Source organism: Klebsiella sp. AqSCr, assembly GCF_008452795.1.
Taxonomy (GTDB): Bacteria; Pseudomonadota; Gammaproteobacteria; order Enterobacterales; family Enterobacteriaceae; genus Klebsiella; species Klebsiella pneumoniae.
The window spans coordinates 449,780-475,509 of record NZ_MJDM01000005.1; the positions used below are offsets into that span (position 1 = coordinate 449,780).

General features: G+C 57.1%; 23 protein-coding genes and 2 pseudogenes. 8 read left to right on the forward strand and 17 right to left on the reverse strand.

Going from position 1 to position 25,730, the window contains the following annotated elements:
• Window positions 1-102: 102 nt before the first annotated feature.
• The gene (locus BHE81_RS06020) at window positions 103-978 is read left to right on the forward strand and encodes an NAD(P)-dependent oxidoreductase (protein WP_110246615.1); all 876 of its coding nucleotides are present in this window, start codon (window positions 103-105) and stop codon (window positions 976-978) included.
• An 82-nt stretch (window positions 979-1,060) separates the two neighbouring features.
• Here the strand turns inward: BHE81_RS06020 and BHE81_RS06025 are convergent, their stop codons facing one another.
• The 14 genes from BHE81_RS06025 to BHE81_RS06090 all read right to left on the reverse strand — a co-directional run bounded on the left by BHE81_RS06025 (window position 1,061) and on the right by BHE81_RS06090 (window position 16,872).
• Entirely contained in the window at window positions 1,061-2,218 is a 1,158-nt protein-coding gene (locus tag BHE81_RS06025; protein WP_002904834.1) for a CdaR family transcriptional regulator, read from the reverse strand.
• Window positions 2,215-3,390, reverse strand: coding sequence for a glycerate kinase (locus BHE81_RS06030; RefSeq protein ID WP_021440125.1), 1,176 nt, complete (start codon window positions 3,388-3,390; stop codon window positions 2,215-2,217). Before BHE81_RS06030 ends, BHE81_RS06025 begins: the two co-directional genes overlap by 4 nt.
• Window positions 3,391-3,403: 13 nt before the next feature.
• Window positions 3,404-4,774, reverse strand: a complete 1,371-nt coding sequence (locus BHE81_RS06035; protein WP_004176181.1) for an MFS transporter — start codon at window positions 4,772-4,774, stop codon at window positions 3,404-3,406.
• Between the two features lie 76 nt (window positions 4,775-4,850).
• Complete coding sequence (locus tag BHE81_RS06040) at window positions 4,851-5,729, reverse strand: SMP-30/gluconolactonase/LRE family protein (RefSeq protein ID WP_004148392.1); 879 nt, start codon at window positions 5,727-5,729, stop codon at window positions 4,851-4,853.
• A gap of 13 nt (window positions 5,730-5,742) precedes the next feature.
• Complete coding sequence (locus BHE81_RS06045; RefSeq protein WP_004143425.1) at window positions 5,743-7,080, reverse strand: MFS transporter; 1,338 nt, start codon at window positions 7,078-7,080, stop codon at window positions 5,743-5,745.
• Window positions 7,081-7,215: 135 nt separating this feature from the next.
• Window positions 7,216-8,406, reverse strand: coding sequence for a thiolase family protein (locus tag BHE81_RS06050; RefSeq protein ID WP_004148393.1), 1,191 nt, complete (start codon window positions 8,404-8,406; stop codon window positions 7,216-7,218).
• An 11-nt stretch (window positions 8,407-8,417) separates the two neighbouring features.
• Entirely contained in the window at window positions 8,418-9,152 is a 735-nt protein-coding gene (fabG, locus tag BHE81_RS06055) for a 3-oxoacyl-ACP reductase FabG (protein WP_004190119.1), read from the reverse strand.
• 11 nt (window positions 9,153-9,163) lie between these two features.
• Entirely contained in the window at window positions 9,164-10,756 is a 1,593-nt protein-coding gene (locus BHE81_RS06060; protein ID WP_021440126.1) for an acetyl-CoA--acetoacetyl-CoA transferase subunit alpha, read from the reverse strand.
• Window positions 10,753-12,309: a class I adenylate-forming enzyme family protein gene (locus BHE81_RS06065; protein WP_021440127.1), complete on the reverse strand. Its 1,557-nt coding sequence runs from the start codon at window positions 12,307-12,309 to the stop codon at window positions 10,753-10,755. The genes BHE81_RS06060 and BHE81_RS06065 overlap by 4 nt, the downstream gene beginning before the upstream one ends.
• Window positions 12,310-12,557: 248 nt before the next feature.
• Window positions 12,558-12,947, reverse strand: a complete 390-nt coding sequence (locus BHE81_RS06070; RefSeq protein ID WP_004176179.1) for a VOC family protein — start codon at window positions 12,945-12,947, stop codon at window positions 12,558-12,560.
• Between the two features lies 1 nt (window position 12,948).
• A complete protein-coding gene (fucP, locus tag BHE81_RS06075; RefSeq protein WP_004143414.1) occupies window positions 12,949-14,283 on the reverse strand; it encodes an L-fucose:H+ symporter permease in 1,335 nt (444 codons plus the stop codon).
• A 36-nt stretch (window positions 14,284-14,319) separates the two neighbouring features.
• A complete protein-coding gene (locus BHE81_RS06080; protein ID WP_110246614.1) occupies window positions 14,320-15,261 on the reverse strand; it encodes a ribokinase in 942 nt (313 codons plus the stop codon).
• 11 nt (window positions 15,262-15,272) lie between these two features.
• Window positions 15,273-15,962, reverse strand: a complete 690-nt coding sequence (gene alsE / locus BHE81_RS06085) for a D-allulose 6-phosphate 3-epimerase (RefSeq protein ID WP_004151641.1) — start codon at window positions 15,960-15,962, stop codon at window positions 15,273-15,275.
• Window positions 15,963-16,071: 109 nt separating this feature from the next.
• Window positions 16,072-16,872 (reverse strand): DeoR/GlpR family DNA-binding transcription regulator, encoded by an 801-nt coding sequence (locus tag BHE81_RS06090; RefSeq protein WP_021440129.1) that lies wholly within the window; start codon window positions 16,870-16,872, stop codon window positions 16,072-16,074.
• A 363-nt stretch (window positions 16,873-17,235) separates the two neighbouring features.
• Between BHE81_RS06090 and deoC the strand changes: the two genes are divergently transcribed.
• Genes deoC through BHE81_RS06105 form a run of 3 tightly spaced genes read left to right on the forward strand, consistent with a single transcriptional unit; the run spans window position 17,236 to window position 20,364 of the window.
• A complete protein-coding gene (gene deoC, locus BHE81_RS06095) occupies window positions 17,236-17,985 on the forward strand; it encodes a deoxyribose-phosphate aldolase (RefSeq protein WP_021440130.1) in 750 nt (249 codons plus the stop codon).
• Window positions 17,986-18,038: 53 nt separating this feature from the next.
• On the forward strand, window positions 18,039-19,544 hold the full coding sequence (locus BHE81_RS06100) for a xylulokinase (protein WP_023301931.1): 1,506 nt from the start codon (window positions 18,039-18,041) through the stop codon (window positions 19,542-19,544).
• Between the two features lie 46 nt (window positions 19,545-19,590).
• Complete coding sequence (locus tag BHE81_RS06105; protein ID WP_009485221.1) at window positions 19,591-20,364, forward strand: DeoR/GlpR family DNA-binding transcription regulator; 774 nt, start codon at window positions 19,591-19,593, stop codon at window positions 20,362-20,364.
• Between the two features lie 136 nt (window positions 20,365-20,500).
• Here BHE81_RS06105 and BHE81_RS06110 read toward each other — a convergent pair whose 3' ends face one another.
• Window positions 20,501-21,415: an AraC family transcriptional regulator gene (locus BHE81_RS06110; RefSeq protein ID WP_004199872.1), complete on the reverse strand. Its 915-nt coding sequence runs from the start codon at window positions 21,413-21,415 to the stop codon at window positions 20,501-20,503.
• A gap of 180 nt (window positions 21,416-21,595) precedes the next feature.
• Window positions 21,596-21,835, reverse strand: a complete 240-nt coding sequence (locus tag BHE81_RS06115) for a hypothetical protein (protein ID WP_002904864.1) — start codon at window positions 21,833-21,835, stop codon at window positions 21,596-21,598.
• A 29-nt stretch (window positions 21,836-21,864) separates the two neighbouring features.
• Here BHE81_RS06115 and BHE81_RS06120 point away from each other — a divergent pair.
• The 4 genes and pseudogenes from BHE81_RS06120 to gap form a co-directional block, all read left to right on the forward strand.
• A pseudogene (locus tag BHE81_RS06120) lies at window positions 21,865-22,752 on the forward strand (alpha/beta hydrolase); the annotation flags it as partial.
• Window position 22,753: 1 nt separating this feature from the next.
• Window positions 22,754-22,882: pseudogene (locus tag BHE81_RS06125) on the forward strand (DUF2255 family protein); the annotation flags it as partial.
• Between the two features lie 161 nt (window positions 22,883-23,043).
• Window positions 23,044-24,024: a GlxA family transcriptional regulator gene (locus tag BHE81_RS06130; protein WP_023342803.1), complete on the forward strand. Its 981-nt coding sequence runs from the start codon at window positions 23,044-23,046 to the stop codon at window positions 24,022-24,024.
• A 78-nt stretch (window positions 24,025-24,102) separates the two neighbouring features.
• Complete coding sequence (gene gap / locus BHE81_RS06135; protein WP_002904873.1) at window positions 24,103-25,113, forward strand: type I glyceraldehyde-3-phosphate dehydrogenase; 1,011 nt, start codon at window positions 24,103-24,105, stop codon at window positions 25,111-25,113.
• Window positions 25,114-25,534: 421 nt separating this feature from the next.
• Here the strand turns inward: gap and BHE81_RS28100 are convergent, their stop codons facing one another.
• Entirely contained in the window at window positions 25,535-25,699 is a 165-nt protein-coding gene (locus BHE81_RS28100) for a hypothetical protein (protein ID WP_004221585.1), read from the reverse strand.
• Window positions 25,700-25,730 lie beyond the last annotated feature (31 nt).

Consider the following 25,730-nt stretch of genomic DNA (forward strand, 5'->3'; position numbering starts at 1 on the left):
TGACAGTGTCACTTTTCATGCCCGTTATTGCTACTGACATCCGTGCCAGAGATGCGATAGTAGAGGTCCGCTTTTATTAAGACGCGAATCAGGACAGACAAGATGAGTATATTACCAAAGGTCGCGGTGCTGGGACTCGGCGCCATGGGACACGCTTTTGCCAGTAACCTGCTGAAAAACGGCTTTACCGTTGCCGGCTGGAACCGTTCGCCAGCCCGCGGCGAAGATTTACAGGCGCATGGGTTATCTCTGCACGCCACGCCGCAGCAGGCGGTGGCCGATGCCGAGGTGATCATCAGTATGCTCGCCGACGGCGAGGCCACCCTCGAGGTACTGGCGCAAATCGCGCCCGCCTGTCAGCCGCAGGCGATCTATTGCCAGATGGGCACCATTGGCCTGCCGGAGACCCGGCAGGCCATCGCGTTGTTGCGGGAACTTCAGCCAGCGATGACCTATATTGAAGCCCCGGTGTCGGGGACCAAAGCCCCAGCGGAGAAGGCACAGATCCTGGTGCTCGCCAGCGGCGTTAGGGAAAAGGGCGCCGCTGCCGAACCGGTGTTTGCGGCTATCTCCCGCGGGACGCAGTGGTTTGGCGAGGCGGGCAACAGCCAGAAAATGAAGCTGGTCCTCAATGCCTGGCTGATTTCGATGATGCAGGGCATCGCGGAAAGCGCCCAGCTGGCGAAGACGCTGGGCTTCACCCCCGACCAGCTGTGGAGCGCCCTGGAAGGCGGCCCGCTGGCGGCGCCCTATGTCAAAGTGAAACTGGACGCCATCGCCAGCGAGCAGTTTACCCCGCAGATGCAGCTGGCGCATGCCCTGAAAGATGCCCGGCTGGCGCTTTCCCTGGCCGAGCCGCACACCATGCCGGGGCTGGAAAACATCGCCGAACTGTGGCAGCAGGCGGCGGACGCGGGATATGCCGGAGAGGATTTGTCTGCGGTATATCAGTGGCTGTCGCCGTCGTCAAAAGCGTAGTTTCCTACCCACGCCAGGAAAGAAGTGGCCATAGTGGCCACTTATCCTGGCGGATGGGGCATCAATTCGAATCTACCGTACGTTAGCTTAAGCTATCAATCCATTCGCTCTGGCGCGGATTCAGCCGGCGATAACAGTGTACCGACACCGCCAGCTGCGTCAGGTCGGTGAAGACCATCGGATCGAGCTGTATATGCTTTTTAATTTGCTGCAGCCGATAGGTGAGCGTATTACGATGAATCCCCAACAGCAGCGACGTTTTGCCCGGTTCGGCATTATTGGCAATAAAGCTGCTCAGGGTATCCAGCAGCACTTCGCCGGAATCATGCTCAAGCAGCTGGCGTACGTTATTGATAAAAAAATTGACCATATAGCTGTCTTCCAGCACCCTGAACAGGCAGAGCATTGCCATTTCGCGAAAGTAGTAGATCTGCCGCTGCGGCTGCACTTTGCTACCCACTTCGATCACCGAGCGGGCGAACCGAATGGCCTCGCGAATGTCCGGGGCGCTGTCCGCCTGCACGCCAATCCCGATATGGTAATGGCTTATCTGATTACTCAGTACAAACTCAATGCCCCGCAGCAGAGTTTCCTGGGCTTCGCTTAGCGCGTTGAGGATCAATATTTCATGGCTGCCCAGCAAAATAACGTCACTTACGCCGGAGAGCTGCGAGAATTCCCGCAACAGCGTACTCAGTATGTCGCTTAACTGATGCTGTTCGACCTGCACGGTCACTACGATCGGAACCCGCGGTGTATCAAAATCGAAACCAAGTTCCAGCAGGCGATGAAGAGCTTCTTGCCCGGCGGGCGTAGCCCCTTGTTCCAGATACTGACAAAACAAGGTGTCACGCAGACGTTGCCGCCAGTTGGTTTCCCGCATCTCTATGGCCTGGCGGACCAGCAGTTCGGCGGTGAGCACCGCCAGTTCAGCATAGCGGCTTATCGCCGCGGGATCGCCGCTGATGCCTACCACCATCACCACGCGATCGTCATAGATAATGGGATGATTAATACCAGGATGCACGTTGTGAAAACGCGCGGCTTCCGCGGCGTTGTTAATACAAATGCGTTTCCCGGTGCGTATTACCTCCCGGGCGACTTCATGCTGTTCGCCGATACGATGCCGTTCACCTGAGGCAATGATCTGTCCATGATGGTCAATCACATTCACGTTATGATGAATTATCGCCATTGCCCGGGCGACAATTTCATTAGCCAGCGCTGTTGTAATAATCATACAGTTATCCGCTTATGTGCCTCTCCGCGCCACCCGCTCAGAAAGGTTCGTAGAACATTCTCCGCGGCGTCGGCGAGGAGCGGTTCGCATGTGTTCATCGACTCTGCCAGCGCCATAGGGCGCTGGCAAATAGACCACATTGCGTCAATATGGTGTTGATATAATTGCCGGCTGCTCTCATCACGCCCGCCGCAAAGGGCCACAACCGGCACGCCATGGCGTGCGGCTTTGCCTGCCACGCCCACCGGGGCCTTACCAAAGGCGCTCTGCCGATCGAGCCAGCCTTCACCCACGATCGTCAGCGCGGCATCGCGAAGATGGTCGTCGGCGTTAAGCAGCTCCAGCACCAGGTCAATGCCCGGACGCAGCGTGGCGCCGGTATAGGCGATAAGCGCAGCCCCCATACCGCCCGCGGCCCCGGCGCCGGGCCGCTCGCTGACGTCGAATCCGAGGGTTTGCGTAAGCAGCTGGCTATAATGCGCCATTCCCGCCTCCAGCTCGCTGAGCGCTGCCTCGTCCGCGCCTTTCTGCGCCCCATACACCCAGGTGGCGCCATGCTCGCCAAGCAGAGGGTTAGTGACATCGCAGGAGGCCTGTATTTCGCTTTGCTGTAGACGCGGGTCCAGACCGCTCAAATCGATGCGCTGAATATGCGCCAGGTCCTGACCTGCCGCGGGAGCCGGCAGCAGGGTGCCGTCCTTACGCCAGAATCGTGCGCCGAGCGCCTGGGCAAAACCGATGCCGCCATCGTTGGTCGCGCTGCCGCCCAGGCCGATAATCAAGTGCCGACACCCGGCGTCCAGCGCCGCCTTTACCTGTTCGCCCAGCCCGTAGCTGCTGGCCTGACGCACATCCCGCTGCGCTGGCGGCGTGAGTTCGAGCCCACAGCTTTGCGCCATCTCGATAATGGCCCGCTCGCCGGGCAGGATCAGGAAATCCGCCTGCAGGGAGAGGCCATAAGGCGAGGTACAGCGCTGCTGTTGCCACACCGCCCCCTTAAGCAACGGACTATCCGCCAGAGTCGACAGCAGTCCCTCTCCGCCGTCGGACACGGGCATTTCGACCAGCTCCAGCGTCTGGTCAACCCGGCGCAATCCCTGGGCTACCGCTGCGCAAGCGGCCTGCGCGCTACAGCTACCTTTAAACGAATCCAGCGCGATAACAATCTTCATACGTTCTCCTGCGTTAATGCGCTTTGCGCGGCGTTTTATCGGTGGTCATGAGCTGTAATAACATCCCCAGCAGCGCACATCCCGCCATGGTAAAGAAGGCGTAGATATAACCCGCTGGATTTTCCCAGCCGCCGCCAAACTGAATGAGCCAGCCCATAAGCAATGGCGAAATGCCGCCGCCGATAAACATCGCCGTGGTGATAATTCCGTTAGCGGTAGAGGTGGCGCGTTCTTCGGCGGAGTCCGACGCCATGGCGTAGTAGATAGGCCACACGGCGTTGGCCACCAGGCCAAAAAATAGCTGAATGGCGATAAGGCGCGGCATATTGGTGGCGAAATAGAACAGCGCAATGCCGATACTCATCCACAGACCGCAGACGATCAGGGTTCGTTTACGGCCAAAGCTATCCGACAGCCAGGGCCAGATTACCTGACCCAGGGTACCGGTAAGCGTGAAGATAATACTCAGCCCGGCGGACGCCGCCAGCGACAGGCCGGAGACGTGATAAAGATACGGGGGCAGTACAACGTTAATGCCCATATAGACGATTTGCGTCAGCAGGGTATTGCCCGCCGTCAGCGAAATATTGCGGTTGCGCAGGGTGCGTAAAAAGGTCTTCATCCCTTCGCCTTTGGCGACATGGCTGCTTTCCTGCGTCGCCGGGCGCGTCAACCCCTGGCTGTCGATATGCTGATAAAGCGTGTTGATGCGGTCGGCGGTAGAATATTTTGCCCAGAAGATCATTAGCGGGATGGCGACGAGCAGCGCCAGCAGGAAGCAGTAGCGCCAGCTGCCTTCGCCAAACGTGGCAAGCACCAGGCTTGCCACCACGCCGCTCAGCAGCGCGCCAATCGGATAGCCGGTATGATGCACCCCCAGCGCAAAACCACGCTTCTCTTTCGGCCACCACTCCGCGGTGTTGCTGACGCCGACGGGTTCGCCCCAGCCGGCCCCAAGGTTGACGCCCACGCGCAGCAGCACAAAGGCCGTCAGCCCGTGGCTGATCGCTTTAATCCCGGAAATAAAAGACAGCGCGGTATAGCCCAGCACCAGCGGTACCTGAAAGCGCGCTCGTTTCCAGCCAGACCCGTAGCGATCGCTCCAGATGGAGCCGGGAATATCCAGCACCGCAAGGGCTACCATGATCAGGGCGACGATATTGCCCCACTGTTCCGGCGAGAGCGAGAACTCCTTAGAGATGACCGGGCCAAGGCGCAGGATCATCTCGCGATCGTAGGCGTTAAGCACCCAGATTAGCCAGCAAACCAGTAGCGAAACCCAGGAGAAGCGATGTATCAGCCGCTTTTTGCCACGTTGTTCGCCGGCAGGTGTGTGATTGATTGTTGTCATAGTCGTGTTTACTCCGCGGCGTCGCGACAGCATGATGCGCGCCGCCTGGTGTCAGGGTCAGAGTCAGTTCGCCGGGTATTATTGTTATCGCGGCGAGCCGGTGGTTCGTTTAGCCGGCGAAGCGCCGTTCCGCTACGCCGGTCACGCCCAGGTCGTAAATGGCGAACAGGCTGCCGCGCAGCTGATTATCTTCCGGGAAGCGCGGCAGGGGCGGCTGCGCCATGGAGGTGACGTACAGCACATCAAGGTTTTCGCCGCCGAACATCACGCTGGTCACTTTTTTCACCGGCATCTCAATGATGCGATCGACCTTGCCCTCCGGGGTATAGCGCACCAGCTTGCCCGCGTAGACCAGCGCGTTCCACAGATAGCCTTCGCTGTCCACGGTGGCGCCGTCCGCCGCGCCGCCTTCGCTGCGATCGACATGGCAAAAGACCCGTTCGCCGGAAAGATCGCCGGTCGCGGTGTTGTAGTCCCAGGCGCAGATTTCGCCCGTCCAGGTATCGGCAAAATAGAAGGTCTCGCCGGAGGGGCTCCAGCAGGGGGCGTTAGAGACGATAATGTCTTTCTTCAGCACGTGCAGGGACAGATCGGGGTCCAGGCGATATAGCGCGCCGCTCGGTTCCTCTTCGCGCATATCCATTGACCCGAACAGAAAGCGTCCCTGACGATCGACTTTGCCGTCGTTGAGCCGGTTAAAGGGTCGGTCCGCTTCCGGATGGTGCAACAGCGTCAGCTCGCCGCTGGCGAAGTCGAGCAGATGAACGCCATTCTGCAGCGCCACCACCGCGCCTTCGCCGTTCTGGCGCAGGGCGAAAGAGCCAATTTTCTGTCGCACGTCCCAGCTCTTGATCGCGCCGCCCTGCGCGTTGCAGGCGAACAGGCGCCCGTCGAGGCTGTCCACCCACCAAAGACGCTGCTGTTCGACATCCCAGACCGGGCTTTCGCCGAGTCGGGTTTTTAAATCCAGTAACACTTCAATGCGCATAATGGCCTCCTGATTACACTTTTTCGCCGTGGGCCTGTTTCGCCGATACGGAGCCTGGGGATGAGGAACTTTTGAGAAACAGGGACACCAGCGCGCCGATAATCAGTAGCGCGACAGCGAACCATAAGCCGGACGTTGCCGCACCGGTGCGGTCCTCAAACGCGCCGAGAATAAACGGCCCGAGAAAGCCCCCGCACAGCCCGAGGCAGTTGAGCAGGCCGAAGCTGCCCGCCAGCATATGCCCGCTCATGATGGACGGGAGCCAGTTAAAGATGATGGATTGCATAGCGAAGAACATGAAAGCGGCCAGCGAGAAGCCAAGCAGCGCCACACCGTGGCCGGCAATGGCGCCAATCGCCATGCCGGTCGCCATGACCAGATATCCGGCCATCAGCATGCTGCGGGAACGCTGTTCCGTGCGGGCGAATCGCGGCAGCAGGATCCCACCCGCGGCGGCGGCAATCCACGGGATGGCGGTCAGCAGACCAATCTGCAGCGGAGTAAGCTGGCCCCAACTACCGATGATCCCCGGCAGGAAATAACTCAGGCCGTAAACCGAAAACTGGTGGGTAAAGTAAATCAGCACCAGCAACAAAAACACTCGGGTGGACAGCGCGGTTTTCAGGGAGAAACGGCTCGGCGTATGGCGCGTTTCCTCGGCTTCTTTCGCCAGTACCGCGTTAATGGCTTGCACATCGTCGCTGTCCAGCCAGCGGGCGTCGGCTGGTTTATCCGGCAGTCTGCGCCAGACGACGAACGCCAGCGCTATCGCAGGCAGCCCTTCGATAAAGAACATCCACTGCCAGCCGTGCCAGCCGGACATGCCATCAAGGCTTAATAACAATCCGCCCAGCGGCGCGCCGATAATATTGGCCAGACAGACCCCCAGCAGGAACAGGCCGGTGGCTTTTGCGCGCTCTTCGCGGCCAAACCAGAGGGTGAGGTAGTAAATAATGCCCGGATAGAGTCCCGCTTCGGCGGCGCCGAGCAGAAGGCGCATCACGTAAAAGGACGTAGGCCCGGTGACAAACGCCATACCGCAGGAGAGGATGCCCCAGGTAATCATGATGCGAGCTATCCAGCGCCGTGCGCCAATCCGGGTGAGAAACAGGTTACTGGGGATCTCCAGCACTGCGTAGGTGAGAAAAAACAACCCGGCCCCGAGGCCGAATGCGGTTGCGGAAAGGCCGATATCCACCGACATGGTCGCTTTCGCCATGCCAATATTGGTACGATCAATAAAGCTGATGATGTACGCCACGATAAGCAGCGGCATCAAATGGCGGTAGATTTTTTTATGGGTGCGTTGCAGCTGCGTCCCGTTTACCGCCTTTTCATTTATTGCGGACATGGTTATTATTTCCCCGTATTCGTGGTCAGAAGCCTTGCCGGGATCGAGACGATCCCGTTCGTCAGCTCACAGGTTGTCGCCGGGTGCTGACCCGAACGACGCCCGGCCCGAAGCCCCACTTCGGGCCGTCTTTTGCTAAGCGCCTTCGCGCTCGAACAGCATAGAAATCCCCTGGCCGCCGCCGATGCACATGCTGACCAGACCAGTGCGTGCGCCGCTGCGCGCCATTTCATACATCAGTTTGACCGGCAGAATCGCACCGCTGGCGCCTACCGGGTGGCCGAGGGCGATCGCGCCGCCGTTGACGTTAACGCGGGCCGGGTCGAGACGCAGATCGTTCATCACCGCCAGCGCCTGAGCGGCGAAGGCCTCGTTGAGTTCAATTAAATCAATGGACTGCACATCTATATTGAGACGGTCCATCAGGCGTCGGGTAGCGGGAGAGGGACCAAACCCCATAATCTCCGCTCCGCAGCCGGCGACCGCCCAGCCGCGAATGCGCATGCGCGGGGTTAAGCCGCGTTTTTCCGCCTGCTGGCGGGTCATCATCACCAGCGCCGCCGCGCCGTCGTTAATGCCCGATGAGTTGGCCGCCGTCACCACGCCGTCGGCTTTAAACGCCGGACGCAGCGTGGCGAGCTTTTCACGCGGGGTGTCGCGCGGGTGTTCATCGGTCGCAAACAGGCGGGTCGCTTTTTTGCCGTCCGGCACCTCAAGGGCCAGGATCTGCTCGCGAAAGCGACCCTCCGCGATCGCCTTCAGCGCCTTCTGCTGGCTCGACCAGGCGAAATCGTCCATCGCTTCGCGGGTAATACCGAAGCGTTGCGCGACGTTTTCCGCGGTGATGCCGTTGTGATAAGGGCCTTCCGGCCAGGTGAGAATGGAGATCAGGCCATCTTCCAGCTCGCCATTGCCCATGCGATAGCCATCGCGCGCTTTACGCAGGTAGTAGGGCAACTGGGTCATATTTTCAGTGCCGCAGGCGACGACCACCTCGGCCTGGCCGCTTTGCAGCTGCATCATGCCGTCCGCCAGGGCCTGAAGTCCGGAGCCGCACTGGCGGTTAACGGAATAGGCGGTGCTCTCCTGCGGGATCCCCGCGCGCAGCTGACAGATGCGGGCGATAAAACCGCTTTCGGCGATTTGCCCGACGTTGCCGACGATCGTTTCGTCGATATCCTGCGGCGCAATCCCGGCGCGGGCGATCGCTTCGCGAATGACGGCGGCCCCAAGGTCATGCTGATGGGTATGTTTAAGACTGCCGTTAAACGTGCCAATAGCGGTACGGACGCCGCTGACAATCACAATATCATTAGCCTGGGTCATTGTTTTTCTCCTTACAGCACCATGCCGCCGCCGACGTTAATCACTTCACCATTGATATAGCGCGCGCCATCGGACGCCAGAAACGCCACGCACTCGCCGACGTCTTTCGCCTCGCCGGCATAACCCGCGGGGATTTTACTGATCATGATTTGCCAGACGTTTTCCGGTACGCCGCGCGTCATGTCGGTATCGATAAAGCCCGGGCAGATGGCATTCACCGTGACACCTTTTTTCGCCAGTTCGCGGCAGGCGGTTTTGGTCATTCCCACCACGCCGGCTTTTGACGCCGAATAGTTGGTTTGCCCGACGTTGCCAAGCCAGCTGGCGGAAGCGATATTGATAATGCGGCCCGCGCCGCGCTCGCGCATGCGGATAGCGGCCTGCTGCATACAGAGGAAAGTGCCTTTCAGGTTAATGTCGATAACCGTGTCCCAGTCCGCTTCCGTTAATTTGTGCAGCATGGCGTCGCGGTTGATTCCGGCGTTATTCACCAGAATGTCTACCGGGCCAAACGCCTCTTCGGCCTGGGAAAACAGGGCTTCGACCTGCGTTTTTTCAGCGATATTGCAGCTGATAAACAGCGCCTGTGCGCCCGATTCGCGCAGGGAAGCGGCGGCGGCTTCGCCGTGTGCATCACGATCGGCGATAATCACTCGCGCGCCTTCCCGCGCAAGCACCTGGGCAATGCCAAAGCCGATACCGCGTGCGGCGCCGGTGACAATGGCGGTTTTACTGGCAAGTTTCATAGCAACGTTCCTTATGAGTCAGAGGATGAATTCCGGGACAGATGTTCCGCGAGACCGCAGGGCGGCGGGGCGAACATTCGGCTGTCCATAACCTGAAGATCCGCGGCGATCGCCGGATGAAAATCCATATGCGCCAGGATGTCGCGCTCAAGATCGATGCCGGGGGCGATTTCCGTCAGCACCGGTCCTTCCGGGCGCAGTTCGAAAACCGCCCGTTCGGTGACGTAATGCATGGCTTGTCCTTTGGCGCGGGCCAGTTCGCCGTTGTAAGAAATCTGGTTTACCCCGGCGACGAATTTACGCACCTCGCCTTCGCGGCGGATATGCAGTGCCCCGTGTTCACAGGCGATCTCCAGCCCTTTGGCGGTAAAAGAGGAGCAGAACACGACGTGGCGGGCATTCTGGGTGATATCGATAAAACCGCCCGCGCCGGGGCAGGATGCGCCGAGCCGTGTGGCATTGACGTGCCCGTGCGGGTCCATCTCGCCGGCGCCCATAAAGGTGATGTCGACCCCTGCGCCGTTGTAGTAGAGCATTTGATCCTGGTGGCTAATCATCGCGCTCAGATTACGGCCGATACCGAAATCCACGCCACCCGCCTGCTGCCCGCCGTAGATCCCTGACTCGACGGTGATGGTGACCTGCTCCCCGAGCTGTTCCTCATGAATAATGGCGCCAATCACGTCATTGGGAATACCGGTGCCGAGATTGATGACGCAGCCGGGGGTCAGATAGCGGCAGGCAATCCGCCCGATAAGCTTGCGCAGATCCAGCGGCAGCGGTGCATTCTGCGCGGCGGGCAGTTGGATATCGCCGCACAGCGCTGGGTCGAAGGCCCAGCTTGAAGTCTGGCGGTGATCCGTCTGCGGCTCTTCGCACACCACAATGGCGTCGATCAGGTTGCCGGGAACGGTGATGCTTTTCGGATGCAGCGAGCCTTTCGCTACGCGATATTTCACCTGCGCCAGCACCTTCGCCCCGTAGCGTCTGGCGGCGAGAACGGCGTGCAGGACTTCCAGCTTCATCACCTCTTCATCGGTCGTGAGGTTACCGTCTTCATCAGCATGGGTGCCGCGCACAATGACCACGTCCAGAGGAAGGGCCGGATAAAACAGATATTCGTCGCCGCGAAACGTGACGTGCTCGATCAGATTGGGTCGTTCGCGGGTGCGGGCGTTCATCCTTCCGCCCTCTATGCGCGGATCGACAAAGGTACCGAGACCGACGGGAGAAAGCCGCCCCGGCAGTCCGGCGGCCATCGCGCTATAGAGATGAACGATCTGCCCCTGCGGCAGGCACCAGGCTTCCACTTCGTTGTTGTTGATCATCGCCATCCAGCGCGGCGCCAGGCCCCAGTGCGAACCGATAAGGCGGGTCACCATACCCGGATGGGCAAAGTGCTGGATACCGCGCTGGCGATCGCTTTGCCCCGCGGCATGCAGTAGCGTCAGGTCACGCGGTTCGCCCGCGGTCAGAAAGCGCGCTTCGATGGCGCTTAAAATGGACTCCGCCGCGCCGATAAGCGTCATCCCGACGGTGCAGACGGTGTCGCCGCTGGCGACCCACCGCGCCGCCTCATGGGCGTCGATAAATTTGCTGCTCACTTTTTATCCTCCGTTGATAGCGTGATGATGGATTCTGCGAGACGCGTTTTGAGCTGCTGTTTGCTCACTTTGCCGTTGTGGGTACGCGGTAAAGCACGGGTGAAAATAATGCGCGCCGGTAGCTTAAAGCGGGCGATTTTGACCTTCAGCCAGTCGAGGATCTCTTCGCTGGTCAGGTGATGCTGGCCATCCGGCACGATAAACGCCACGGGCTCTTCGCCGTAGACCGGGCTGGGGGTCGGGATGACGGCAACTTCCCGTACTCCCCGATAGGTAGAGAGAATGTTTTCCAGCTCCAGTGAGTAAATTTTCTCGCCGCCGCGATTGATCATGTCCTTGCTGCGGTCTTTGATGTACAGCCAGCCTTCGTCGTCGAGATAGCCCAGATCGCCGGTACAAAACCAGCCCTGCGCATCGCAGCTCGGGCGTCGCTCGCTGTGCTGCCAGTATTCGCGGATCACCACATCGCCTTTTAGCCAGATATGGCCGATTTGCCCGGCGGGGAGGGGCTGCTGGCGATCGTTGCGGATGGTAATGGCGAGACCCGGGATCGCCTGACCTGAACTGCCGCATTTATCGCTGCCCCAGACGTCGCCCGGAAAAATCGTCGCAGGCGAGGTCGTTTCGGTGAGGCCGTAGATCGGCTGAATCGCGGTATGCGGGAACAGGGTTTTTAACTCCTTGATCAGTCCATCGCTCAGGTGGCCCGCGCCGCAGGCAATCGTGCGCAATGCCGGAAAATCGCCGGGATGGCTGGCGCTCTGCTCACGCGCAGCCTGACAAAGAAGGATAAAAATGGTGGGCGAGCCGTGCAGAAAGGTAATGTTCTGCTCGCGCAGGGTGGTGATCACCTGCGGGGCATTGAACCGATGCTGCAGCCAGATGCTCGCGCCGAGGCTAATAAACAGCGCCAGCAGCGCCGACAGGCCGGTGATGTGATAGATAGGCACCGCCAGAATGGTGCTATCCGCGGCGGTGAGATTCAGTTTTTGCGTATAGGCGTCAATCGCGCAGAGCAGGTTATTGTGGGTGATAATCGCCCCTTTAGGCTCTCCGGTGGTGCCGGAGGTGAACATCATCACCGCCGTATCGTCGCGGTTAACCGGGACCGGCGGGCGGGTCAGCGGTTCGGGAAGGCAGAGCGCCTGCCATTCGCTGAGTGAAACCGCACGCGCGTCAGGGGTGTTTTTCAGCCAGTCCTGTACGGTCGCATCGAACAGGACAACCTGGGGAGCGATATGGCCTACCAGCGCCTCGCTTTCGGCCTGCTTAAGCTTGGTGTTGAACGGCACCACTTCGATGCCCAAACCCAGCGCGGCAAAAAGGACTTCGCAAAAAGCGGGGTGATTGCCCCAGGCCAGCAGAATACGGTCGCCTTTGCGCAGCGACCAGCCGCGATCAAGCTGCGCCATCGCCCGCTGTACCCGCAGATGAAAATCGCGGTACAGATAGCGCCGATCCTCAAACGCCAGCGCCAGGGCATCCGGGCTGCGGGCGGCGCTGTGGCTCAGGGCCTGGTACAGATTCTGGAAGTCGGCGGAGGTGCTGTTCATGTGTCTCTCCTGATATCGCGTATTGAGTAGGAGTAGTCTGGGGAAATTCAGGAGAGGAAATTGCCGAATGGCTCACAATAGAAAATCAACAAAACAGAAGCAATTTTGTAACATTGCACAATGGGCAGGAGAGACCGGGTGGGGGAGAGATATCTGCGAATCAAACCGACGTGAATAATGCCAGAGGACGCTATCTTTTAGACCCGTATTAACCGGGCCTAAAAGAGTGAAGGGGTCAGCCCTGCCGCTTAGCGTTTACAGGCATCGAACTCGAGCCGTTCGCCATCGGGGCCGCGAATAAGCAGGAAGCGCACGTTGTCTTCTTCTATCGGCCCTTCATCGAGCGGATAACCGAGCGCCGCCAGCCGCTGCTGCACCGCATCCAGGTCGCTGACTTCCAGCGCCAGATGATCGATACCGCAGCGAGGGGCGTCAAAGGGCGTTCCAGCGGGAAGCTGATACAGCTCGAGGACGGCGCCCGCCATTTCCAGGAACGCAACTTCAATAGTGCCCTGTGGCGATGGCTTGCTAAACCGCTGCTGGCGCTGAAAGCCCAGCGGTTCATAGAAGGCAAGCGAACGCGTTAAGTCACTGACCTGATAGCCAATATGAGCAATCGTGTTGATAAGTTCGCGCATGTTATACCCCCTTACGCACGCACCAGAAGCCGTAGAAAGCGACATACACAAAGCACAGGAGCGGAGCGATAAAGGCGATTTGCATATTGCCGCCGTTCATATCCGAGATAATGCCCATCACCAGCGGAATTACGGCCCCGCCGATAATCGACATCACCACGATCGAGCCTGCGGTCTGGGTATCTTTCCCCATCCCTTTGATCACCAGACCAAAGTTCGTCGGCCAGCATGGCGCCATACAGAAGCTGACCAGAATGAGCGCATAGACCGCCAGCATTGAACCGCTGAAAACGGCAATCAGTAACAGGGCGGTGGCGGCCAGGGCAAACGTTCCGAGCAGCATCGCCGGATTCAGACGGTTCATCAACCAGGTGGCCACGGTTTTTCCCACGGCGTAAATCACCAGAGAAGCCAGCAGCCAGTAAGTCGCGGAGTGCTCGCTGGTGCCTTGCTGCACGAGCTGCACAAAGCGAATCGTGAAGCTCCATACGCCAACCTGGGCGCCGACGTACAAAAACTGCGACAGGATCCCGAGGCGAAAGCGCGGGATAGCAAACAGGCGTTTCAGCGTTGGCCCCATGCTTTCCGTCGGGAGTTGCTGTTGTTGAGCGGGCGCGCCCTTGCACGACGGGAATTTAATAAACACGAACACCAGCGCCAGCACCACCAGTACGGAGCCGATAATCAGATAGGGCCCGACCACCTGACCAACCATCTGATGGCGTGCAACGTCTGCAGCGGCGGCGGGCATCGCCAGCAGTTGTTCATGACTCGGATCGTTTTCGCCAAAGACCATCAGCTGGCCAATTAATACGCCGGAGATCACGCCCAGCGAGTTGAAGATCTGCGAAAAGTTAATACGCTGGGTGGAGGATTGAATCGGACCCAGCAGGCTGGAGTAGGTGTTTGCCGACGTTTCCAGAAAAGAAAGTCCGCAGGCGATCACTCCGAGGCAGGCGAGGAATGCGCCGTAGGTCATGATCTGTGCGGCCGGAACGAACAGGAAGCAGCCGAGGGCGTACAGGCACAGCCCAATAATAATCGCCGCTTTATAGGAAAAACGCTTAATCAGCGCCGCCGCGGGCAGGGCGACAAAAAAGTAGCCGAGGAAAAAAATCGACTGCACCAGCGCTGTCTGGGTATCCGTTAAATCGAAGCCCTTTTTAAACTGGGCGATCAAAATATCATTCAGGTTGCCCGCCATCCCCCATAGCGCAAACAGGCAACAGACCAGTAAAAATTGCAGCCAGGGGGTATGGGGTAAATACGCACTGGTGTCCAGTTTTTCTTTTTGGACCGCTGCGTTCTCGACCTTATCCGTGATTAGCGTACTCATTGAGCTATCCTCTTAATGTTTTTTATACAGTAGGGTTTATGCCATTTCATAATCAGCGGCGGCACGGAGAAGCCGTTCCTGTGCCTCCAGGTACTCAGGTAAAGATGAGGCGCCTTGCTTTTCGACACTGACGGCGGCATAGGCCGCCGCGAATCGGGCTGCGGCCTGTAGCGGTTCCCCGCAGGCCAGCCGCGCCGCCAGCGCGCCGTTGAAGGCATCGCCCGCACCGGTAGTGTCTCGGGGGTGAGAAGGAAAGCAGGGAATAGGGGATTTCACCCCATGCTCGCTCAGCAGGGCGCCGCTGGCGCCGAGAGTGATAATGACGTTGCGCGCGCCCTGAGCATGTAACACGTCGGCGGCCTCAGCCGCGGCCGTCAGACTGTCAACCCGGCGTCTGGTCATTAACCCGGCCTCCGTGGCGTTCGGTGTAAGTAAATCCACTTTGCTTAGAACGGCGTGCTCAACGGGCTGCCAGGGCGCGGGATTGAGTATTACCAGGGCCCCGGCTTGTTTGCCGGCGTCTATGACCTGTTCAATAGCAGAAAGATTGTTCTCCAGCTGAACCAGAACCACATCCGCGCAGCCGATAGCGGGAATGCAGCCGGCGATTTCATCATCGGTCACCGTCATATTCGCGCCGGGATCGACGGCAATCATGTTTTCGGCATCGTTACCGGCGACATAAATCAGCGCATTGCCGGTGGGGATCTCTTCGGCGACCAGCAGCGTCACAGCATTGAAGCCCACGCCTTTCAGATGACGGCGGGCAAAATGGCCGAAGGTGTCATTGCCAATCTTGCCGATATAGTGGACATTTGCTCCCGCTTTTAGCGCGGCGGTGGCCTGGTTCGCCCCTTTACCTCCGGCGCTGGTCATACTTCCGCAGGCCACTAACGACTCACCTGGTACCGGAAAGCGATCCACCCTGGCGACCATGTCGAAATTGAATGAACCAAAAACACAGACTTTTCCTGACATCATTCGCTCCTCTATACCAGCTCGGGGGAGTGCAGCGCGGCGGACAGTTCGCGGGACATGGTTTCCCAGGCCAGCTCGAGCGGCATATCAGCGCGGAATAAACCGCTGCTGCCCATCACTAATATCTGTGCGCCGGCGCCCAGCAGCGCGCGGTAGGTGTTGCGGTTACAGGAGCCATCGACTTCCAGCAAGAAGCGGAGGCTGCCGGTCTCTTTGAGCTGATGAAGCTGCGTAATTTTGGCGAGCATTTCAGGAATAAACGGCTGACCGGCATAGCCTGGGTCGACGGTCATCACCGTCACCTTATCGAGCAGATGCAGATAGTGCTGGATGCTCTCAACCGGTGTGGCGGGATTGAGCACCATTCCCACCTCTTTCCCCGCCTGACGAAGCATATTGATAACCCGGAACGCTTCGCGGCAGATGGTCTCCGGATGCAGTGAGAAGGCGTCTGCGCCGGCGTCTAACAGCGCCGGTATAAACGAAGCGGGCGCTTCGACCATCAGATGGACATCGATAGGAAGCGAAGTGTAGGGACGGATCTGCGCCACAAAGCTGGCCGACAACGCCAGATTTTTGACATAGTGGCCGTCCATGATGTCGACATGCAGCCTGTCGGCTTTGCTGTTTAGAAAGCGCAGCTGTTCCGTCAGCTTCATCATGTCCATACACATCAGCGAGGGAGAAAGGTAATAACGCATAAGGCCTCATTTATTCCGGTGGTGGCTGAATTCAGGCAAAGTCTGGCCCTGCCGCGGTAAGCAGCGTTTCGACATTGCGCGTATTAACCGTCACGTCATGACGGCGTACTCAGGCGATTTGCAGGCTGACGTTATGCCAGGTCATCTCTTTTTCCAGCAGCGGATCGACAAACCTTTCAGTCACCAGACAGTCCAGCTCGCCCAGTCCGCCGATACGCGCGACGCCTGTTCGCCCCAGCTTGCTGCCGTCGACCAAAGCCACAGTCTGACGGGCGGCCAGCAGCATCTGTTTCAGCAGGGCGGCGTGGGCTTGCGTACCCGCATACAAGCCGCTATCGCGCTCCAGCCCCTGGCAGGAGAAAAAGAGCGTATCAATGGCATATTCGCGTAGCGTTCGTGAGGCGGTTTCCCCGAAGAACGACTCTTCGGTCGGGGAGAAATCGCCCCCCAGCCCGACGAGATGCAACGAGCGTCGGCTCATCAGAGTTTGTAAGATGCGAATGGAGGGCGTAATCACCGTCAACGCCATCTCCGGCATCTGCCGGGCCAAAAACCAGCTGGTGCTACTCCCGTCCAGGACAATGGTCTGTCCCGGTTGGAGAAACTGCAGTGCTTTACGGGCCACGCGCATTTTGCCTTCGCTGTGCAGCAGCGTTCTGTGCTGAAAGCTTTCCTGGCTATCTTCAACTGGCAGGGCGGATGCCGCCGCCCGGGTCGCCGGCAGCGGATTTTCCGCCGCCAGCGCTCCACCGTGACTTCGGGTTAAGATGCCTTTGCGTTCCAGCTCGCTCAGATCGCGGCGAATCGTTTCCCTGGAGACCCGAGTCGCTTGCGCAATCTCATTCACGCGCATGACGCCGCGTTGGCCCAGCAGTTCAACAATCAAACGATGACGTTCCAGCGGCAACATAGCTCTCTCCTGAAGTACATAATCAGATTACCGTTCCCTTGCGCAGGGCGTTGAGACCTTGGGAATGTCCGGCGAAGGCAAGCTTTCCGCAGCCGAACACTGTGATAGCGCCCGCATTTCGCATCACTTGCGCCAGCGGTTTTCGCTATTTCGTCCGTTATTCAGGCATAAACAAAAACAAACAAAAATAAATGCAAGATTGCCTTTGCGCCCGTTTATGCCCGATTACGCGCGCTCTGCAAGGGTAGCGTTCATTTCATGCCTGCTAATTAAAAACAAATGAAAATAAAAAAATGCTAATTTGATCACGTTATTTTCATTTGCTGCGTTTTTAAATGGATTTAGACCAGATAACAGCATTAAATGAAAGCAATTAAAAACAAAAAGCAGGATAAAACCATGAATGAAACAACCCGTCGTTTTGCACGTTTAGTTGATCTGAGCGCAGTTCAGGCCACCAGTACCGAAGCGGATGTTCGCGCCTGCGCCGAGCTGGCTGCCAGATACAATATTATTTCCGTCCACGTACTGCCTTGCTGGACGCGCTTTCTCAGTACGTTGCTGCCGCAGCAGGGTACGGGAGAGGTGATGATTGGCGGTCCGGTCGGCTTTCCCGGCGGTGGGCATACCACCGATACCAAGGTTCAGGAAGTGCGGCAGCTGATTGCCGACGGCGCTCGGGAAGTGGATATGGTCGTGAATATCGGCAAAGTGCTCTCCGGCGATTATGACTATGTGCGCGAAGATTTGCGCCGCGTGGTGGAAGCCGCCGCCCCGGTACCGGCCAAAGTGATCCTTGAAACGCACTATCTTAATGAGGAGCAGATTCGTCGCGTGTGCGAAATTGCCGTAGAGGTGGGGATGAAGTGGGTCAAAACCTCTACCGGCTGGGCGCCCACCGGCGCCACGGTGGAAAAAGTCAGGATCATCGCCGACCAGCTTAAAGGCCGAATCGATATCAAAGGCGCCGGGGGCATTCGCGATCTGGCCACGGTGCGTGCGCTGTACCAGCTTGGCGTGCGCCGCTTTGGCATGAGCCATGGCGCGGTAACCAAGGTGCTGGCTGAACTGGAGCAGCACCCGGAACGTTTTCCCGAGCTGAACGCCGATTAAACTGAGAGACCGCGGGCCTGGTGGCCCGCCTTAAGACGTCACCGGAGTTAGTGATGAAAGATAAAATACTCACGATTGATGTTGGCACTGGCAGTACCCGCGCCGCTATTGTGCGCATTGACGGCGCGATGATCGGCTTTGCGCAAAGAGAGTATGAGCAAACCACGCCGCGTGCAGGTTGGTCAGAACAGGCCCCGTCTTTATGGTGGCAGGCCGCCTGCGACTGTATACGCGAGGTGCTTTACCGCTATCCTGAAACGGCAGCGCAAATTGCGGTTATTGGTGCTTGCGGACAGATGCATGGCACCGTCCTTCTGGACGACCGTGGCGAGCTGGTGGAGGACAGGGCGCTGTTATGGAATGATAAGCGCAGCCAGCCGCAGGTGGATGCCTTTATCGCGCGCGAAGGGCGGGAAAAGTGGCTGGCGCATTTGAATAATCCGCCTGCGGCAGCATGGCCCGCTTTCAAGTTAGCCTGGTGGCGCGAAAATCATCCGGATCGCTGGTCGCAGCTCGCCAAAGTATTAATGCCGAAGGACTATATTAATTTCATGCTGACCGGTGCCATGGCGACCGATTATAGCGAAGCGTCATGCTATTTCCTGATGGACAGCGAAACCCGTAGCTGGTCTTCGCAAGCCTGCGAAACGTTTGGTCTGCGGGTCGATCAGCTCCCGGAGCTTAAACTTTCCAGCGACATAATCGGCCAGGTGACGCAGCGCGCAGCCGACCTGACGGGCCTGCCGGCGGGTATCCCGGTGGTTGCCGGGACGTCGGATATGGCGGCCTCTCTGCTGGGCTCGGGTGTGTATGAACCGGGGATGGCGTCTGATTCAACCGGCACGTCGACGCTGATGACGGTGGTGTCGCCGCGGCCGTTACACCATCCGCTGGTTAATAATCTTCATCTTGCCAACGCGGCCTGGGGCGGATTTACGATCCTCGACGCCGGCGGCGATGCCGTCCGCTGGGCGCGGCTGGCACTTGCCGATAACCAGATTACGCATCCACAGCTTTTACAGGAAGCGGCGGCGGTGCCGGCGGGGGCAGAAGGGCTGCTGTTTCTTCCCTATCTGACGGGAGAACGTCTGGCCGAACACACGAACTCGCGGGCACAGTTTTTTGGCCTGCAGCGCAAGCATCGCCGCGGTCATTTATTCCGCGCAGTTCTGGAAGGGGTGGCCTTTGCATCCTGGCGCAATCTTCGGCAGCTGCAGAAGTGCGCGCAGTATCCGCAACAAATGATCGCTTCCGGCGGCGGCGCGCGCAGCTCGCTGTGGCTTGAAATCAAAGCCGCGGCGTACAATCTGCCGATATTATCTACGCGTAATCAGGAGAATGGCGTCACCGGATGCGGTATTATCGCCGGGGTTGGCGTAGGGTTGTACGCCGATTTTGCCAGCGGCGTGCGGCAAACGGTGCAGTTCGACAAACTGATCTCACCGGATCCCCGTCTGCGGGATTATTACCACGCCTGCTGCGAGCTTTTTGATACGCTGTACCGGCAATCCGCTGCCTTATACGACAGGCTGGATGCGCTCAGCGTGGGGCCCGACTGATACGCAAAAGTAAGCCGTAACGTGCCGTAAAAAAGAGAGAGGCAGAATGTTTGCAGAAGAAAGACAGGAGAAGTTACTCGGTATTCTCAGGGAAAAACGCAAAGTTGCTGTTTCTGAGATGTGTGACGTCTTTAATGTATCGGGCGCCACCATTCGTGCCGATCTCCGCCAGCTGGAAGAGGAGGGGTTGCTGACCCGAACGCATGGCGGAGCCGTTCTTCGTACCCGAGCGAGCTTCGAACAAGCATCGGACGCCCGCGAAATTGTCAATCTCAGCGCGAAAGAACGGATCGGCCAGCGCGCGGCGGCGCTGGTTGAGGATGGCGATATAATCGTGCTGGATACCGGTACCACGACGCTACATATCGCGCGCAATATTCGTGACAGACAGAACGTCACGGTGGTTACCAATGATTACCAAATAGCCCGGGAGCTTGAGGCCAGTCCCTCGATTCAAACTATTCTGCTGGGTGGGATCGTCAAGAAGGGATACCACTGCGTGGTGGCGATCAACGGACGTTCCATTCTCGACACGCTAAACGTCGATAAAGCATTTATGGGCACCAATTCGCTGTCGCTGAAACACGGCGCCTGCGTGGCCGATATCATGCTGGCAGAAACGAAACGAGGCATGGTGGAACACGCCAGTCAGGTGATTATTGTCTGCGACTACAGCAAGCTGAATAACACCTCGCTTGCCCAATTTACCGCCGCAGATCGAATTGACACGGTGGTGGTGGATCGTCTGCCTGATGATGTTCAGGCGTATCGTAATGCCGGCATTCAGGTGATCTCGCTGGATGAAGAGGAGCATCTTTAGCGCGCTGCTGTGACGTTGTCACTAACCAGCGCGTCGTAAAACCCCGTCCCTCAGGGCGGGGATAAAGTTCCGGGTATTCGACTCACGTGCCGGGGGATATCGAAGACCAGGCATGGTACAGGCGGTCCAGAATTGATTAAAGCTTACCCGCTGACTTTCTCAGTTCAGTAATATCCCTCTTGGGCGATTCCCCGAACATCCGCGTATATTCCCGGCTGAAATGGGACAGGCTTTCGTAACCGACCGCATAGGCTGCTGTGGTGACATCGTAATGTTCATTCAGCATCAGTCGCCTGGCTTCATTGAGGCGCAGCCATTTCTGATACCGTAGCGGGCTCATCCCCGCAAGCTGCCTGAAATGGTGGTGGAAAGAGGGCGTGCTCATTTGCACCCGACTTGCCAGTTCCTCGACGCGTAAAGGTGATGCAATATTGGTCTTTAACCAGTCGATAGCTTTACCGATACGGTAGCCATGGCCGTCGACTGCTGCAATCTGTCTGAGATGATCGGACTGATCGCTCATCAAAAGCCGGTAGTGTATCTCTCTTTGGATCAGCGGCCCGAGAACAGGAATGGCTTCAGGTTCGTCAAGCAAAGAAAGCAGACGGCAGAAAGGCTCCAGCAAAGCATCGGTAATAGTACCTATCCCGACACTCGTTCCCGCGTCTCGTTTTTTGACCGGCGGCAGGCTTCCCTGGGCAATTAATTCCATTAGCACGCGCTGGTCAAGCTTATAGGCTACGCCGACGCAGGGCTGGGATGTCGAAGCCTGCAATATTTCCGAACTGGCCGGCAGGTCAAGAGAGGTAATCAGGAATTTTTCCGCATTATATTCATAAGGTTCACCCCCAACCCACATGATCTTCGCGCCATCGGCCACCAGAACGATACTGGGAGGGACCAGGCAGCTTACCGGGGGAGCGGGTTCGTTTCGGCGAAACAATTCGAGCCCTTCTACGGCGGTAGGGAAATCGCCGGTGCCGGGTGTGCGCTGTGCAATATCCCTCGATAGCTCACCCAGCAGTATTTCAACCGATTTGTCAGGAATCATTCTGTAATGCCCCACACTTTTGACCTCTTTTGAGGTTATCAACTTAGCAGCTATGAAAACTGAAATACACGCTTTGAGATTAGGTTCAGAGGATCAGGCAAATAATGCAGAGTATTTTAATAACACCTTTTATTAAAGACATTCAAAATAATAACTCTGAAATGAGGCAGTGTCCTGAAATCAGGGTTCACCGCGAGCAAATTTAACCCGTTCAGGTTTAAGCCATTTTTTAACTGCCACGACGGCATCGCTGCGCTTGAGAAGTGGTTTGAAGAAATTGGTACGCCAACACGTCTTGAACAGCTGAACATCAAGGAAGCAGATCTGCCCGCTATCGTTGAGAACGTCCAGATCAATGTCAAAGCGTTTGGTATCGCCAGTGATTACCGGCCGAAAGTTGTAACTGAAATACTCATGCATGTTGTCTGAAATAGGTCCCTCAATATCCAATGAAAGGTTTTAATATCATGACGCTAATATCTTCGACGCGCTTTTTTAATGGCGCACTCCTTGCCGGGGCGATGGCTCTGATTTCAACAGAAGTTGCGGTGGCCCAGCCTGCACCAGGCACAGCAGATTCTTCAGGCCGTCTGGTTCAGACGTGGGATAAAACTTTCCCAAGGAGCGAAAAAGTGGATCATCAAAAAGTTACTTTTAAAAACCGTTACGGCATTACGCTGGCCGCAGATGTGTATCTTCCAAAAGATCGCGGGAACAAGAAGCTTGCTGCGCTTGTTATTTCCGGGCCTTTTGGCGCGGTAAAAGAGCAGGCCTCGGGTCTCTATGCTCAGACTTTAGCAGAGCGCGGATTCGTGACGCTGGCATTTGATCCGTCTTATACCGGTGAAAGCAGTGGTGAACCCCGCAATATTGCTTCACCCGATATCAATACCGAAGACTTTATGGCTGCAGTCGATTTTATGGGACTACAACCTTATGTGGATCGTGAACGTATCGGTGTCATCGGTATCTGCGGCATGGGGGGGATTGCCCTGAACGCTGTTGCCGTGGATAAGCGCGTAAAAGCGGTCGTTGCCAGCACCATGTATGATATGAGCCGCGTAATGTCAAAAGGCTACAATGACAGCGTAACACCGGAGCAACGCGAGCAGGCGCTGGAGAAGATGAGTCTTCAACGCTGGGAAGATGCAGCAAACGGCAAACCGGCATACCAGCCAGCGTATAATAAACTGAAGGGCGGTGAAGCACAGTTCCTCGTGGACTATGCGGACTACTACATGACTAAACGCGGCTATCATCCCCGAGCCGTCAACTCTGGCAATTCATGGTCCGTGACAACGCCGATGGCCTTTATGAATTTCCCGCTCATGACCTATACCCTCGGACCCTGAGCTTGAAAGTAAAATTGATCAGGCTTACCTGAAAAAGTACTCCGGCAGCAGCTATGTTTCCGCAATGACAGGGATACGCGCCAGGGCAGCCACGATTGAGATTCTACCTTCGTGATGTCCTGTCAAAGTGATGCTGCCTGTACTGTGAGGCAAAATCTACCTGTTTAACGTTCATCTCCCTGAAACTGAAGGCACGTATGAAACCACTCTTTCCGAGCCTTCAGGTTTTTACATCCTTTTGTTGACTTATTCTGTAAAAAGATTACTTTTCAGGACATGAAAAAGATACTTATTATTGTACCCGATGGCGGCATGCTGTTTGAATCCGCCGGTATTGCTGACATTCTGATGCAGGCCAACCGCCTGCACCCGGAAAGTGCCCGGGAAATCTGCTACCAGGTCAAGCTAGCGACAACTCAACCGCATCAGGTTATCCATGGTCAGTCAGGTTTAAATCTGCTGGCCGACCATCGTCTGCATGAGATTGACCCTCGCGAGCCCCTCGATACCATCATGATTACCGGCAGAGGTCAAAACCCGCAGGAGGGGATGGCGGTGGTTGACTGGCTGCGCCTTGCCGCTCCCCATGCTCGCCGCATAGTCTCCATTTGCGGCGGTGCGATGCTGCTGGCGCAAACCGGACTGCTGGACGGCAGACGGGCCACTACCCACTGGAAGCTGCTGGAAACCATGCAGGCGGAATTCCCGCAGATCCGCGTCGAGGGCGGGCCGCTCTATATTCAGGACGAACATATCTGGACCTCTGGCGGGGTCAGTTCCGGCTTTGATCTTACGCTGGCGCTGGTTGAAGAAGACTATGGCTTCAGCCTGGCGCGCGATATCGCCCAGGACTTCGTCATGTATCTGCGTCGCCCGGGAGGCCAGCTGCAGTTTAGCCGCTATAACCTTCAGCAGACCGCCACCCAGGGCCCGATTAACGATCTGCTGGCGTGGTTGCTCGAAAACCTCACCGCCGACCTCAGCGTAGATAAGCTGGCGGAAAAAGTCGCCATGAGTCCGCGAAATTTCACCCGCGTCTTTACCCGGGAAACCGGCGCTTCGCCAGCGCGGTACGTCGCGGAAGCCCGCCTGGCCGCCGCGCGGCAGCGTTTGGAGCAGACTCACGAGACGCTGGATCGTATCGCCGAGCAAACGGGATTTGGCAGCAGTATTAACCTGCGACGCTTGTTTGAGAAACAGCTTAACCTCACTCCAGGTGAATATCGTCAACGATTTCACTGTCGCAAAATGGCGTAAAGTGATCCTTTTTTGTCATTTACGCCATAACCCGTCCGTCCTACTCTGACTCCAGCGATAATCGATAAGGAGTTAATTATGGTAAAGGTCGGTATTAACGGTTTTGGCCGGATCGGACGCAATGTACTGCGCGCAGCACTGAATAATCCGGATATTCAAATTGTGGCAATCAACGATTTGACGGACAGCAAAACGCTGGCGCATCTGCTGAAATACGACTCGCTTCTCGGTAAGCTGGATGCAGAGGTCACCGCGGGTGAAGGGGGGCTTGTTGTTGATGGTAAACCCATTACCGTATTCAGTGAACGCAACCCGGCCAGTATTCCGTGGCGTCAGTGTGAAGTCGACATCGTTATTGAGGCTACAGGATTATTCACGGACCGTGAAAAGGCTGCTGTACATATCCACAGCGGTGGCGCCAAGCGCGTGATTATCTCTGCCCCGGGTAAAAACGATGATTTAACCATTGTGATGGGCGTTAATGAGAGCCTTTACTCCCCGGATAAACACTACGTGATCAGCAACGGAAGCTGCACCACCAATGGTCTTGCACCTGCTGCACAGGTCCTGCACCAGCATTTCGGTATTAAGCATGGTCTGATGAACACCACCCATGCCTACACCAACAGCCAGGCGCTGCACGATCAGCCGGAAAAAGATCTGCGCGGGGCTCGCGCCGCCGCATTGTCGATTGTGCCTTACTCCAGCGGCGCAGCGAAGGCTCTGGGTAAAGTTATTCCTGAGCTGGATGGGCGTTTAACGGGATACTCGCTACGCGTCCCTGTGCCAGTGGTGTCCATTGTTGACCTCACCGTCACGCTTGAGCGAGATGTGACGGTCGAAGAGGTGAACAATGCTTTTCGCGAAGCCGCCGCAGCGGGACCTCTGAAAGGGATCCTGGGTTATAGCGATGAACCGCTCGTCTCCAGCGATTACCAGGGAGACCCACGCTCGTCGATTATCGACGGTCTATCAACGCTGGTGATTGGCGGTAATATGGTCAAAATTCTGGCGTGGTACGACAATGAATGGGGATTCTCTAATCGTCTCGTTGATCTGGCATTGATGATGGCAAAGCGTGAAAGCTAATCCACTGTGTGTTGTATTCATCTGTAAAAGTATAAGCAGTTCAGCTGGATGAATAGTGGCTCGAGTATCATTCATAGATGAAACATAACAAATCTTTCTGACCGCGATATAAAAGCATAAATGCCCGAGAGAGCATTTATGCTTTTTCGGCGATGAACGGAATTGCGATATGTTGTAGTCAGGTGCTCCCTGGTGGTAGCTAATCACCAGATACAAGGGAAGGGGGAGGTGAGGCAGAGCCTGTCAACATGGAAGCCGGCTGCGTTGGGCTTCAGTACACCATTCAACTTCAGCTGGCGGTTCTGTTTATGGTCGCGATGGCACTCGCCATTTGAGTGCGGAAAACGAAGCTGGTATCTTTTTGATAATCACGTCTGTGGCTGATCAAGCCCGGTTGATACACACTGCAGGCGGCGCGCTATCAAATGAGCATTTCATCTGGCATCCCGTGACGCGTTCGGTCAGAAAATGCAACAGCAGTAAGATATGCCGGACAGTACAAGCAGCAGGTGTGGCTGAATGAATTTCCCTGGCTTTTACTGTAGGAGAACAGGCTGTAGTGGGCGAAGTGATTGTTAAAAGCCATGCTTGATTTATCACCTCGAACATTTTGCCTT